Source organism: Runella sp., assembly GCF_965279615.1.
Lineage (GTDB): Bacteria > Bacteroidota > Bacteroidia > Cytophagales > Spirosomataceae > Runella.
Genome location: NZ_OZ257252.1, coordinates 4,283,850 through 4,297,839 on the forward strand (window position 1 = coordinate 4,283,850; position 13,990 = coordinate 4,297,839).

Annotated in this window: 14 protein-coding genes; 4 read left to right on the forward strand and 10 right to left on the reverse strand. The window is 42.9% G+C overall.

From position 1 onward, the window contains the following. Positions 1-15 precede the first annotated feature (15 nt). On the forward strand, positions 16-1,872 hold the full coding sequence (locus ACQY73_RS18315; protein WP_428653502.1) for a hypothetical protein: 1,857 nt from the start codon (positions 16-18) through the stop codon (positions 1,870-1,872). Between the two features lie 18 nt (positions 1,873-1,890). Here ACQY73_RS18315 and ACQY73_RS18320 read toward each other — a convergent pair whose 3' ends face one another. The 10 genes from ACQY73_RS18320 to ACQY73_RS18365 all read right to left on the reverse strand — a co-directional run bounded on the left by ACQY73_RS18320 (position 1,891) and on the right by ACQY73_RS18365 (position 12,322). Beyond that, a complete protein-coding gene (locus tag ACQY73_RS18320; RefSeq protein ID WP_428653504.1) occupies positions 1,891-2,625 on the reverse strand; it encodes a glycosyltransferase family 2 protein in 735 nt (244 codons plus the stop codon). 83 nt (positions 2,626-2,708) lie between these two features. After that, complete coding sequence (locus tag ACQY73_RS18325; RefSeq protein ID WP_428653506.1) at positions 2,709-3,524, reverse strand: glycosyltransferase; 816 nt, start codon at positions 3,522-3,524, stop codon at positions 2,709-2,711. Next, positions 3,521-4,492 carry a glycosyltransferase family 2 protein gene (locus ACQY73_RS18330; RefSeq protein WP_428653508.1) on the reverse strand — a complete coding sequence of 324 codons (972 nt, stop codon included), beginning with the start codon at positions 4,490-4,492 and terminating at the stop codon, positions 3,521-3,523. Before ACQY73_RS18330 ends, ACQY73_RS18325 begins: the two co-directional genes overlap by 4 nt. Next, positions 4,492-5,328, reverse strand: a complete 837-nt coding sequence (locus tag ACQY73_RS18335) for a phytanoyl-CoA dioxygenase family protein (RefSeq protein WP_428653510.1) — start codon at positions 5,326-5,328, stop codon at positions 4,492-4,494. The genes ACQY73_RS18330 and ACQY73_RS18335 overlap by 1 nt, the downstream gene beginning before the upstream one ends. Positions 5,329-5,436: 108 nt before the next feature. Beyond that, positions 5,437-6,372 carry a hypothetical protein gene (locus ACQY73_RS18340; RefSeq protein WP_428653512.1) on the reverse strand — a complete coding sequence of 312 codons (936 nt, stop codon included), beginning with the start codon at positions 6,370-6,372 and terminating at the stop codon, positions 5,437-5,439. A gap of 79 nt (positions 6,373-6,451) precedes the next feature. Further along, on the reverse strand, positions 6,452-7,330 hold the full coding sequence (locus tag ACQY73_RS18345; RefSeq protein WP_428653514.1) for a class I SAM-dependent methyltransferase: 879 nt from the start codon (positions 7,328-7,330) through the stop codon (positions 6,452-6,454). 80 nt (positions 7,331-7,410) lie between these two features. Then, the gene (locus ACQY73_RS18350) at positions 7,411-9,018 is read right to left on the reverse strand and encodes a hypothetical protein (protein ID WP_428653515.1); all 1,608 of its coding nucleotides are present in this window, start codon (positions 9,016-9,018) and stop codon (positions 7,411-7,413) included. Between the two features lie 34 nt (positions 9,019-9,052). Next, complete coding sequence (locus ACQY73_RS18355) at positions 9,053-9,994, reverse strand: glycosyltransferase (protein ID WP_428653517.1); 942 nt, start codon at positions 9,992-9,994, stop codon at positions 9,053-9,055. Between the two features lie 58 nt (positions 9,995-10,052). After that, on the reverse strand, positions 10,053-11,126 hold the full coding sequence (locus tag ACQY73_RS18360) for an NAD-dependent epimerase/dehydratase family protein (protein ID WP_428653519.1): 1,074 nt from the start codon (positions 11,124-11,126) through the stop codon (positions 10,053-10,055). Positions 11,127-11,287: 161 nt separating this feature from the next. Continuing rightward, entirely contained in the window at positions 11,288-12,322 is a 1,035-nt protein-coding gene (locus tag ACQY73_RS18365) for a sensor histidine kinase (RefSeq protein WP_428653522.1), read from the reverse strand. 121 nt (positions 12,323-12,443) lie between these two features. On the opposite strand from ACQY73_RS18365, the gene rpmG reads away from it, so the two are divergent. The 3 genes from rpmG to ftsY all read left to right on the forward strand — a co-directional run bounded on the left by rpmG (position 12,444) and on the right by ftsY (position 13,990). Next, on the forward strand, positions 12,444-12,626 hold the full coding sequence (gene rpmG, locus ACQY73_RS18370; protein WP_428653524.1) for a 50S ribosomal protein L33: 183 nt from the start codon (positions 12,444-12,446) through the stop codon (positions 12,624-12,626). 84 nt (positions 12,627-12,710) lie between these two features. Then, complete coding sequence (locus tag ACQY73_RS18375) at positions 12,711-12,863, forward strand: DUF4295 domain-containing protein (RefSeq protein ID WP_084332196.1); 153 nt, start codon at positions 12,711-12,713, stop codon at positions 12,861-12,863. A 170-nt stretch (positions 12,864-13,033) separates the two neighbouring features. Then, positions 13,034-13,990, forward strand: a complete 957-nt coding sequence (gene ftsY, locus ACQY73_RS18380; RefSeq protein ID WP_428653527.1) for a signal recognition particle-docking protein FtsY — start codon at positions 13,034-13,036, stop codon at positions 13,988-13,990.

Below are 13,990 nucleotides of genomic sequence, written 5' to 3' on the forward strand. Positions count from 1 at the left end.
TCAATTGGAAGAGGTATGTATCAGAAATTCATTATTAGTTGTTTTGTAGTGACTCTGGCGAGTCTGGGATTGTGGTTTGGGAATGTAAATGTTGGCCAATTTTCTTACGGACAAAACGTATTACACACAGAGATTACCGGTAAAGATACGCTTAAGCCTAAAGTCATTGGCTTACAGCGCGATACTACTTTTCGTCCCGATACGGTCGTTGTACCGGAAGTTCGAATAAGTGATCTTTCCTACTTATCTGTTTGTCCGGGAAGCCCTGTTCTTATTCCATTTACGACTCAAGGTGCCTTTAAAGAAGATAATAAATTCATTGTTCAGATCTCGAATGCTTCCGGCAAATTCGTCAATCTTTCGGAGGCTGTGAAAGAAGGTCCCGTTGCCGTAACCTTACCGGCCAATCGTTCGGGCAGTGTATTGGTTCGAGTAATATCCACCAGTCCGGAAGTGATCGGCAAATCGACAAGGCTCACCATTTTGCCGTTACCTCATGCCCGTATGGAGCTGATTGACGGCAGTACAAATACCAAAATTGGTCCGGGACAAATGGCCTCTTATCGCGTTATGCTGACAGGCGCTGCTCCTTGGTCATTTACCGTTTCTGACGGAACGACTGTTACCAATACATTGGTCAATCCTTTTACGGCTCAGGTAGCGCCAAGCCAAACGAGTTCATTTAAAGTAACAAGTGTCAATAATACCTGCGGAAGCGGCACGACTTCGGGAGAAGTAGTGGTTCAGGTAAGTCAGGATACCTTACCGGTCATTGCCCTCAAGGCCATTCCCCGCGTTGGTTTTCGGCTTTGTACCGCCACTCCTTTCCAGATCAATTTCAGCGCAACGGGAAAATACGAAGCAGGGAATGGATTCATCGTTCAATTGAGCGACAGTACGGGTCAGAATTTCAAAAATGTCTCTGAACTTATTCCTCAAAGTCCCATCATGGCCAAAACGCCTTCGGGGTTAGTGCCGGGGATTTACAAATTGCGCGTCGTTTCTACCTTTCCCACCATCATGAGTGATACGGTCGACGTGGCCATTTCGGCGCCTGCCAAGACCGTTTTACGTCGCGATACCCTTCAAATTGCTGAGGGAGAATCCACCAACATAACCTTGGATTTTAGCGGCGGTGGGCCGTGGTTTGTCTTGCTTTCCGATGGTACTTATCAAAATGACATCCGCACAACGCCTTATTCCGTAAAAGTTTCTCCTCTCAACCCAACTACCTATACCATCAGCTCATCCGGCGGATTTTGCGGCGTAGGTGATATGTCGGGAAGTGCTTTTGTCAACGTAAAAATACCGCCTCCAACCATTGCAACAGGCAGTTTAGCCGATAAAATCATTTGTTCAGGCACCGAAATTACCGTTCCGTTCACTACCACCGGTCGTTTCAACAATGCCAATAAATTTTTGGTACAAATCAAAGATACCAGCGGGCGTTGGGTATACTTACCTACCATTGGCGGTACCAGTTCGCTCAGAGCCAAGATTTTACCGCCTTTCCTAAAAGATACACTCTCTACGCAACAGTTGCGCGTTATTTCTACCGATCCGCTTGTAGAAGGAACTCCCACAACCATTCAGGTAATGATGCCTAATGCTGCTCAAGCCTCGGTGACAGGCGTCGGTGTCATTCGTCCGGGCGGCTCTGCCCGTTTGCGTGTATCGTTCAAAAACGGCCTTCCGCCATGGTCATTTGTGCTTTCTGATGGCACCACGATTAATGGCACGTTCATTAACCCGTATCAAATTACGGTGAATCCCCGCACAACAACAGAATACAAAGTAGTAATGGTGAATAATACCTGCGGAACAGGTACGACCGATACTATTCCTGCGACTATTCGAGTAGAAACAAACTGAGAAAAGATAATTATAACTTTATTTCTTGCGATAATCACCGCGAGAAAATGTCTTTTCAATGAAGCAATACATCAGAATAAAGAAGTAGCGGCTGCCCATTTCTTTGATTTTAAGCTTTGATTCTCCGTACTTTCGGTTGGTCCAGCTATTGGGAACGATGGCAAATGAGTAGCCTCTTACAATCGTTTTGAGCGGCAACTCTACCGTTAAGTTGAAATGAGCGGAAAGAAAGGGTTTCAGTCCTTCCATTGTTTCTCTTTTATAAAGTTTAAAGGCGTTAGTTGTGTCGTTGTATTTCACGCCCATAAACACCCGAATGACGAAGTTAGCCATGCGGTTGATCACTTTCTTTACAGCGGGATAATCATATACTTTGCCTCCTTTACCCCAACGGGTTCCGAAAACAGCATCGTAATTCCCCTCCAGCATTTTCTTATAAAACTTCACCAAGTCTTCGGGGTCGTCTGATAGGTCAGCCATAAAAACCGCTACGCAATCGCCGGAGAAACGTTCCAAACCATAACGTACGGCATAGCCAAAACCATTAGGCCCTTTATTGGTTTCGTAAACCAGCGTTGGAATTTCTTTTGACAAATTTTCCAGAACTTCCAGTGTATTGTCTTTAGAGTTGTCGTTTGTCACCCAAATTTCGTGGGGAATGCCGTGTTTTGACAAAGTTGCATACAATGTTTGCAACGTTTGCGGTAAAGACTCCTGTTCGTTATATGCGGGGATGACAACGCTAAGCTTCATTTAGTGACGGAATGGCCGGAATACCGGTACGATTAGGGAATAATTAAACAATGACTGTAAAGACAAAATTGGTTTGTTTTGCTTTAATTTCCAATTTCTTCCAGTAGTCGGTCGTATTTCTGCACCGTTTTTTCAACGGTAGATTTGTATTGATGACCCAGCCACTGATCTACATCCATAAACATTTGGCGACGATTTCGAAGAAAATAAGCGTTAGTAACGGCATGAACATTACTTAATCCGCCACGATGCTTACGGTATTTTCCCATTACTTCGGGTAAATAACCGATTTTGCCACGCGCAGCCAACTGGATTACCAACGCCCAATCGCCCGCTGCAGCACGATGATGCCACGAAGCAAAATCTTCTGTCAGGAAAAAGTTGCGATACATCAGGCTCGCTGTACCAACAAACCAACGATCCTCCAATAGGTCTTCAATGCTCGAAACAGCCTTTTGATCTATGGCATTAAAGGAATGACTCGGTGAGTTATCTTCGTAAATGACCTCTAAATTGTGGTGAGAAATAGAAAAATCGGGGTGTTTTTCCAGAAAATCAACCTGTTTTTGAAGTTTAAGCGGGTCGGTCCAGTAATCATCCCCTTCACATAGTGCTACATATTCACCTTGGCAGGCTTTTAATAAAAAAAGAACGTTGTTACGTCCTCCAAATTCTTTCGGCTCTTTAGGTCCTAAATTTTGCGGATGAAGGTAGGCTCGAATTTTATCCGGAAAACGTTGGGCATATTCCTGAATAATGGCGGGGGCTGAATCAGTGGAACCATCATCTCCGATCACAATTTCAAAAGCAAAATCGGTCTGCTGCATCAGCGCACCGTCGAGCATTTGTGCAATGTATTTTTCGTGATTGTAGGTAGGAACACAAACGCTTACTTTCATCGGGAAGATTCTTTCAAACGGTGAGGCAACAAGGCAAAGAAGCTATATACCTGCAACATCCACTTGGGCAACACATAGTCACGAATGGTTTCTTTGGTGGTTTCTTTGTCGGGTTTTCCCAGATATAAGTATTTCAACGCCAAGCCGGTACGACGGAAATAACTTTTTTGATACTGGCGTGCATCCAACAACATACGATAATAACGCGCTATGTTTCGTCTCAGCAAGGCATCATAAGCATGGCCAAGTTCTTTGTTGATTCCTTCATACATCCGAATGCGATTGTACAAAAAACGCGCATCTTTATAATGATCTCTGAAACTGGCGCCTCCCCTATTTTTACGGTATACCGACATTACCCCCGGCACGTAGCCGATAGGGCCTTGTTTGGCCAAAATCACGTAACGCGGTATATCGCCACTGGTGGATTGCAAAAACCAGTCGGGATAATGCATTATTCCATTTTTGAACATGACGGCTGAAGTAGCCATAAACCATATCTCATCCTCACCCACTAAATCCTCTACGGTGATGACCGGTTTTTGATCGGGTGAATTCAGTACGTGTGATGAGCTGCCGTCTTCATAAGTAATCAACGCATTATGAAAGCAGGCCGAAAATTCGGGATGCGCTTCCATAAAATCAACTTGCTTTTGAAGCTTAGATGAATCCGTCCAATAATCGTCGCCGTCCATCGGAGCAATATAGGTTCCTTGGGCAAGTTTGAGCGTTTCTATCGTATTGAAAAGGCCGTTTTGGCCCAAGTTCCTTGGGTGCAAAACAGCCTTTACTTTGTTCGGATAATTATCTTGGTATGATTGGATTACTTCCTGCGCACCATCCGTTGAGCAGTCATCACCCACCAAAATCTCAAAATCGAAATTAGTTTGTTGGTCAAGAGCACTTTCAATGGCCTTGCCGATGAAATCCTTCTGGTTGTACGTAAGAATGACGACGCTTACTTTCATTATACTGCCGGGACTGGTGAAGCAAAAACAGTTTCCAATTGCTCAACTGTCGGAAAGTTGGGGGTTACCAATTCTGCTTCCGGTTTATAGATGTAAGCCATTGGGTAGCCTCTTTCAATAAAGGTAGGTTCGGCCAAATTGTTGAAACGTAACTGTACTGACCAACGGATATTACGCGTAATATTATTGCCCGACTGATGTACCAAAAAGGCGGAAAAAATCAACAAATCACCTACCTGAAACTCTGTCTGAATAAAATCTTCGTCTTTCAATTCAGCGGTAATTCCTCCCTGATATCCGGATGTACTTGAAGCCAACAATCCTGTTTTATGACTTCTCGGAATCACCTGCAAAGCGCCCAGATCAGCCCCGGCATCCACCAAAGGAAACCAAATAACGGTACTGTCCAACGAGCCTTGCCCTGTTCTCCAATCTTGGTGGGCATCAAGTTTCCAGTGTTTGCTGCCATCTTTTGATAGAAAGCGGCTGTTAAATTGCATCGCCGGACGCGCGCCGATAACAGGTTGCTCCAAGCCGACTTCTTTCAATAGATTGATAATTTCTTCACTGACCCCAAAACGGTGAAGTGAGAGGCTGTGTTGTACCGTAAGACCGGTATTGCGAAATGCGGTAAAGTCTTTCTCAAAAAACTCAAACATCGCACTTTCAAATTCATCACGATTGTTAATATCAACGACACGGCCCGTTACGTGCTTAATTTGAACAGCAAATATCTCACGTGCTTCGCGATAAATAGTTTCTACCACGCTTTTATCCAAAAAATTACGGAGGAGCAAAAAGCCGTCTTGGCGAAACTGCTCTGTTAATGTTGCCATTTTACTGATTTGTTTGGTTTAACACCCAATTCTAACACACGACCCCTTCTGAAAGAATGACATTGGTCAAAATCAAAAGGTTAAATTACAACAAACGTTCCAATTTTTTTAATCTTCCCAAACAGCATAGGCAAAGCCCGCTGCACCAAATCCGTTACCGTTGTATAACAAATACTTTTTACCGTTGTGTTGGTAACAATTGGCATAATCAATCATTTGGTAATCAAAGTCTTCCGGGTTATCAGATTTATGAATACCTACTAAATTATCTTTGCGTTCCCAATGCTCTCCATCTACTGACTCTGCGTATCCAAGGCGATAACTTTGGTTACGATCGGTACGATAGTCGCGGGTATGACGGTATGAATAGTACATTTTATAGATACCATCCTCTTTAAAAACGCTCGGGCGGCCTACAGCGTGTAAAAAATCGTCAAAATCTAAGGTAGGCACATCACTGATTTTCCAGTGGATACCGTCGGTAGACGTTGCCGATTGACCACGGTAATAAGGTTCCGGATACCCATGAATGTACTCGCATTTATGACCGGAAATGTACCACATGCGCCACGTACCGTCTTCTTCACGCATAACCGATGGCTGAGCGGCCCATAAAGGATTTTCAATGCTGCGGTCCATGATCGGGCCTCTGAACATTTTTGTAAACGTGATTCCTCCATCGTGACTAACAGAAAGTCCCATAGAAAGTCGATACGAATTCCAGGTACGGTTCCAACCGGTGTAATACAGCCAAATATCGCCGTTGGGCATATCTACAAACCACGCCGGCATGGCTCCTGTTTCATCATATTCACCGGGACCGCCAAGCTCTAATACAGGGCGGTCATGAATGTATAAAATCTTGGTAGGATCGTCGTAATCAACGTCAATGAACGTTGGACGTGAATACCCGCTATCATCACGCGAGGAAAAATAAACGCGTAAAAATTCGGGATGTTTATACGCAAAAGGCACCTGCGCGTGCGAACGACTGTGTGCCAACGAGCCGTCAGGTTTATAGATCAATCCTTTTTTTTGCCACATATCAACTCTTATTTGCTGACAGGATTTCAGGATTAACAGGAATCATACATCTTGTTAATCCTGAAATCCTGTCAAAACACTAATTACTTTTTTCAGCGCGAATACGCCAGTTATCTACAAAATCTTTCCCCGGAATAGGTAGCTCAACATCAATTTCAGGCGCTTTTGCCGCAACTGTGTATTCCATGACATAGAAGCAATTTCCAAAAATGTAATGGAGTTTAAAGTTTTCGACCGTAGCAGGCAGATCTTCAAACGGCACTTCAGCGCGGAAGAGTGGATTTGCTTTCCAAAGAGTCGCATATGTTGGTTCTTTACGTAACCAAGGCGCCATGCTTTCGTCACCGATCACAACTTTTCCGCCTACTTTTACTACGCGGGTCAATTCGGCAAACGCTTTTTTACGTTCTGAAAAAGTATTGATACCTCCGAAGTGAAATACCGAGTCAAATGTTCCATCGGCAAAAGGCAAATAAGAGCCGTTTCCTAAGAAGTAATGCACATCGACTTCTTTCGGTTGGAGTTTTTGCGTAGCCAAACGCAGCATATTCGGCGATAGGTCCGAAAGTACTGCCGTACCTCCGGGGCTGATCTGATCAATGATCAAAGCTGAATCTTTTCCTGTCCCTGCACCAACTTCCAATACCGTTTGTCCGGGCTTAAGTCCCATCAAACCGATCATAAATTGACGGGTAGCGGCTTCGTCAGAGTGATTGAGTGTTTCAAAAACCCACGATACGCCTCGGTCGTAGCGCTGATAGGCTTGGTCATAAAGGTATTGCTCACGGGCGTCGTCTTCAAACAATTCCCGGGGATGAACCATATCTACAATTCCCGAATCTAATACCGGATAAATAGTACCGTCAGGAGAGGTAAGAGATAAGCCATTTTCGGCAACTTGTAACGGTTGTCCTGTTTTTGGACAAACCAGCGATTCGAGGAATTGATTATGTGTCATTATGTATCAATATTCAGGATTCAAAATTAGCGTAACTTTCATAAAGTTCAGCGCTGTTTATAGGTTTAACATTTTCAAAGTTAGTGTACGGTATTCAGTATGTAGACGCGCGTACGGTCTGTTTCACCTACTAAACGGTAATTTTTTTCAATAAAATCGTTCAGTTCAGGAAATACTTCATGCGCCTGAGTGGTACGGTCATTCAGCCACAAACTGTTACCTACGGCATCTGCAAATACTTTCGGACGATTTTTCCTTAAATCATCCAGATAACGTCGGTAATACTTTTCACGCAAAGGATGCGGATAAATACAGCGTTCGGAATGATTCTCCGCAGTACCTTGCGGCAACTGCGTTTCGACATGGTAACGGCACATCCATCCCCAGATCACCAAACGGTCGGGTGTTTGAGCGTATTTTAAAATCAACTTAGAGACATTGCTGATCGGAACCTGATGATCGCTACCCGAAATATACGCATTGAGCGAACGATGTTGGATCGTTTTAACCCCAAAACTAACCATAAAAGGAAGCAATGCCGCTAAAGCCGCCATTGGAACAAGAGACGTGCTTTTTTGAATTTTATAAATAAACAAAGCACCCAGCAATGCAAAAGGATAAATACAGAGATTAAGATAATGGCCAAAATCATTTCCGGTCTTTGTAGCAGCATACAAAGCCGCAATCAACCACAAAAACACAAATACACTCAGCCAATTGAATTTAAAAACCCGTTGTTTATCTCGCTGAAAAATACCAAACAATATAAACAGACTGATGCTTCCCAAATACAACAGGAAATCCATGCTTTTGGCGAAAAAGGAGGGCAATCGTACAATAGCATCAAGCAATGAACTACCGCCTGCATAAATGAGATTCCCGAGCACATAATAATCCCATAGATCGTCCAGAACTCCGGCAATTGTGGAGGCAACAACAATGAGAAAAGGGAATACTAAACCGCCGGCAATCAGGCATAAAACTGATTTCCAAAATTGCCTATGTTGATAAAGAATTATCAGCACAAAAAGGCCAATAATCGCCACCTGTGGTACTACCTGTATCTTGGCAAAGGGGTTTATACCTAATAATAAACCTAACCAAAAGATTCCTGCAAAGCTATTAAGATCTGTAGAACTCAATTTCGACAATCTCCATAATGCCGCATTCAACAAAAAGAGCGGTAATTGCTCACTCGAATAATGAACAAAATCAGGATCTTGGGTAAAAGCCAAAAAGAATAAAGGAGGCAACAGGCTTAATTGGGCCGTAGGGGCGTCAAAAAAGTTCTTGACGCTGTGATAGAAAAAAAACAAACTACCGATTACCCATACCAGTCCCAATAATCGCATGGCGGTGTAATCAAAACCCAATCCAAAAGCGGCAGGAATCAATAACATGTAATTATTGACCGGCCCAATGGTAGTACCATCCACTGATTCCCAATAGGTGGGGTAATGACTCAAAGTAAGCGCATGAGCAATCATCTGGCTCTCATCCGGATTGATTTCCTGATTAAAAACCACCATTGGTAAACGCATCATTACCACCGAAATCACGCAGATCCCCAAAATTATTTTAGGAAAATAAGGAATATTCTTACGAAGAAAAAACAGCAATACAACTCCAACGGACAATGCATAGCCCAGTGCAAAATAAACTACAGGGAAATCATCGAAGCTTATCACTTACTGTTTTGCCTAATTAGGTTTTGTATTTTTTTTACAATTCCTCCACTTTTTCAATAAAGTCGCGGTATTGAAGTACGGGAATGAATTGTTGTTGGGTACGGTATTGCAATACCATAAAAACTAAAAACAATGAAATCAAAAATGATTGCAACACCACGATCAGCAATGCTGAACTCAGCGTAGAAGCCCAACCGGGAGTGGCATCGTTCATCCATTTCAAAAATAATACCACAAAAATGATGAATAGCGCAACCAAAGACATTCCAATGGAGAAAATCAGTATCCGCACCGCTGCCACATCGATCAACACCGACACTGTACTCAATCCGTGCAATACCAGCGAAACAAAGTTCATTTTGCTTTCACCGGCCAGACGTTTACCACGTTCGGTGGGTATTGCTTCATACGGAATTCGTGAGCGAATGATACCGCCCGGAAAGTTATTCCATATTTCGGAGACTCGCACCAAGTTCTGCAAACGTCGCTGTGGTACGAGTGAAAAATTACCAAAAGTGATAACCTTTCCCGTCAGTTGTCTGAAAATGAATTTGTAAATACCGTAAAACACCCGAAAAACAATGCTCTCCTGACGCTTGGTTCGTTGGGCAAAAATGACCTTATCAGGCCATTTTTCAGAAGCATCCACTAAGGCATTGATGTCTTTGGGAGCATCCTCGCCATCGGCATCCATGACGATAACTTTTTCGCAGGGCAATTCTTTGGCGATATATGACAACCCGATGGCAATGGCCCGTTGGTGCCCCAAATTGCGGTATAGGCGTACAATTTGGACTCTTTGACCTTTAAAGGATTCTATCTTACCTGCCTCCTGACTCGAACAGTCATCCACTATAACCAAAGACGTAGCGGCCAGTGTATCGGTCGCTACGTCTTGGTTAATTCGTTGGATTAGCAGATTAAGTGCTTCCCAATCGTTGTATTGTGGTATAAGTATGACGTATTTAGGAGCCATGTGCTTCATTATCAATTATCTACAAACCCTTAACTTAGTTGCAGGCAATAGATAATAATTACGCAGGTAAAGCCAAACGAGCGGCAATACCGTCATGAATTTGAACCAATGTTTGTTCAAGATTGTAACTCCAATCCCAACCGGGATAATGGCTTTTAAATTTGGTCAAATCGCTCACGTACCAGATATGGTCACCGATGCGGTTGGTTTCTGAATAGTGGTAGGTCAGTTTTTTACCGGCGATTTGTTCACAAATGGCAATGGCTTCCAACATAGAGCAGTTGGCATGACGTCCGCCGCCCGCATTGTACGCTTCGCCCGGGCGTGGGTTCTGATAGAAATGCCAGAACATATTCACCAAGTCATAGCTGTGGATATTGTCACGTACCTGCTTTCCTTTATATCCGAAAATGGTATAAGGATTGCCCGTAATGGTACATTTCATAAGGTACGCCAAAAAGCCGTGTAGCTGAGCACCTGAGTGATTAGGGCCTGTTAAACAACCGCCACGGAATACTCCTACTTTCATGCCGAAATAACGACCGTATTCCTGACACATAATATCAGCAGCTACTTTAGACGCGCCGAAAATAGAGTGCTTTGTATGGTCAAGGCTGTGGTGCTCATCAATCCCGTTTTTGTAATAAACGTGATCTTCTGAGATTTCCCAACGCGTTTCCAATTCCACCAATGGCAAATAATTAGGGTTATCGCCGTATACTTTATTAGTAGAAGTAAAGATAAATACCGAGTCAGGGCAATGCAAACGGGTCATTTCAAGCATATTGAGTGTCCCTACGGCATTTACTCCAAAATCAGTAAAAGGCTCACGGGCTGCCCAGTCGTGGCTTGGTTGAGCCGCAGCGTGTACAATGAGCTTAATATCCGTTCCGTATTCTTTAAAAATAGGTTCTAACTGGCTTACTTCACGAATATCAGCGCTGTAGTGTTTATAATTGGTAAAACCTTCCTGAAGACGATTGCGGTTCCATTCGGTATTTCCGTCCTGTCCAAAGAAATATTGACGTAAATTGTTATCTACCCCAATCACGAGGTCAAATTTATCAGCAAAAAAAGCGACAGATTCGCTCCCAATCAATCCGGCCGAACCGGTGACAAGTGCAATATTCATACGAGAATCGTCTTTTTGAAGTGTGATTAATATTGGAAAATTTCTATTTTTCTGGAATTGAGGGCGTAAAATAAGTCAAAAAAGTTCAATCAGCCTAATCCGTAAAATAAGTCATTGATTTAAAGACTGCGTTTTTGAACAGAAGTCACGATGGCTTTAAATCAATCTGCTTTATCTAACTTAAAGGTAAACGTCGTTCCTTTATCTATCTTACTTGTAACGGTAATTTTTGAACCGTGGGCATTTATTATATGCTTTACAATGGCTAACCCAAGGCCCGTTCCGCCTTTTTCTTTGGAGCGACTTTTGTCTACCCTATAAAAACGCTCAAATATACGGGATAAATGCTCCGGCGGAATACCGGGGCCATTGTCGCGTACCGTTACAAAAAAATGTTTTTTATCTTCCTCAAAATGTACAATTACCTTGCCGTTATCATTGCCGTATTTTATGGCATTTTCGACAAGATTTGTCATTACCTGACTTATACGTTGAGGATCGGCTTTTACCCAAACGTGCAGCATTCGATCCGGTTTTATTTTAAGGGTCGTATTTCGTTGATTGGCCTTATTTTCAAGTTGTTCGCATACTTCTAAGGTAAGCATTCGTAAATCGACACGTTCTTTGCGCATCCTGATCTCGCCCGTTTCCATTTGCGAAAGCGCTACCAGGTCTTTCACCAAGGCATCCAAGCCATCCAGACTTTTGGCCGCTTTTTGGAGAAATTTATCGCGCACTTTTTCATCGTCCATGGCTCCGTCCAATAACGTATGAATAAAGCCCTGTGCGGCAAAAATCGGTGTTTTCAATTCGTGTGAAACATCCGCAAGAAACTCTCTCCTGAAAACCTCCATTTTTTTCAGTTCATCAATTTCCTGCTGTTTTCTGGCTACATAGACAAAAATTTCCTGATTAAGTTTTTTCAGCGGGTTTGGGTCACTGATGATGGCATTACGGGGAAAATTGAAATCTTTCAGTTTAAGACGTTGGATGGTCTGGTGCATTTTGGTCACTTCTCGGTACACTAAAATCTCAATAGTGTATAAAATCAGGAAAAATGACCCTAAAAATCCGGCAACGCCTACCACAAAAAGCATGCTTTGGGTAGTGCCGTTTACAAACGAAAGGAAGGTAACGGTAATGGCGGAAATAACAAATGCCAGCAATAAAGCGATGATGCGCGGATTGATTCGCATAAGGTGGTTGATTTCGACAGCAAAGGTAGATAAATATTTTTGTCGAAATTTTAAGAAATTATTTTGTCTTGTGCTTGACTATCTGTAACTTTGCACTCCGTTTTGAAATTTGACTAAAGCAATGGCAAAGAAAGGTAACAGAATACAAGTAATTTTGGAATGCACAGCGCAGAAAGGATCGGGCGTTCCGGGGATGTCACGTTACATCACGACTAAGAACCGTAAAAATACGCCGGGTCGTATGGAGCTTAAGAAATACAATCCGTATTTGAAAAAAGTAACGGTTCATAAAGAAATTAAATAATTCGTTATTTGTTAATCGTTAATAGTTAATTGGTACTGTTAAACGATTGACTGTTAACAATTAACAATTCTAAATTATACGACAATGGCAAAGAAAGTAGTTGCAACCCTGAAAAAAGAAGGTGGTAAGACTTACGCCAAAGTGATTCAGGCAGTGAAATCACCTAAGACAGGCGCTTACACATTTAAGGAGGTTATCGTTCCTACCGACGAAGTACAGGCTGCGTTGAAAAACTAATCCGCAAACTCTGTTACCATAACGATATTTGAAAAAGTCCCGATAAGGGACTTTTTTTGTTTTTATATTTGTGCGTTTTCCATTTGTGTGTTCTCCGGCAACATTGGCCACAGAATTAATTTATTCTGCTTATTGTTGCTTACCGTAAACTGTAAACTGCCTCCTGTACTATGGGTTTATTTGATTTCTTCTCCAAAGAGAAAAAAGAATCGCTTGATAAGGGCCTCGAAAAATCAAAAGAGAGTATTTTCGGAAAAATCAGCCGAGCAATCGTAGGAAAATCTACCGTTGATGAAGATGTATTGGATGAATTGGAAGATATTCTGATCAGTTCTGATGTAGGTGTTGGAACAACGGTCAAAATCATTAAACGAATTGAAGAGCGCGTAGCGCGTGATAAATATACCGGCACTTCAGAACTGGACAGCATTTTGCGCGACGAAATCGCCACTTTACTGACAGAAAACAAATCACTGGATTTTAAAGACAGCTTTGAAACTGAAAATTTACCCAAACCATACGTTATTATGGTGGTAGGAGTAAATGGTGCCGGCAAAACCACGACCATCGGAAAGCTCGCCCATCAATTTACGAAACGCGGTAAAAAGGTCGTACTGGGTGCCGGAGATACATTCCGTGCCGCCGCCGTTGACCAACTCAAAACCTGGGGCCAACGCGCAGGCGTACTTGTCATCGACCACGGCATGAATACCGACCCTGCCGCCGTAGCGCACGATGCCGTTAAAAAAGGGGTAGAAATAAACGCCGACGTAGTAATTATTGACACTGCCGGACGCTTGCATACCAAAGTAAATTTGATGAATGAATTATCGAAGATCAAACGGGTCATGCAAAAATTCCTTCCCGAAGCTCCACACGAAGTGTTATTGGTGCTGGATGGAAGTACCGGTCAAAATGCCGTTATCCAAGCCCGTGAATTTACAAAAGCCACCGACGTAACCGCCTTGGCCATCACTAAACTGGACGGTACCGCAAAAGGCGGTGTAGTGATCGGAATCTCTGACGAATTCAAAATCCCTGTCAAATACATCGGTGTCGGTGAAAAAATGGATGATCTACAGGTTTTTGACCGTGTTCAATTTGTGGATTCTTTGTTCAAAAAATAA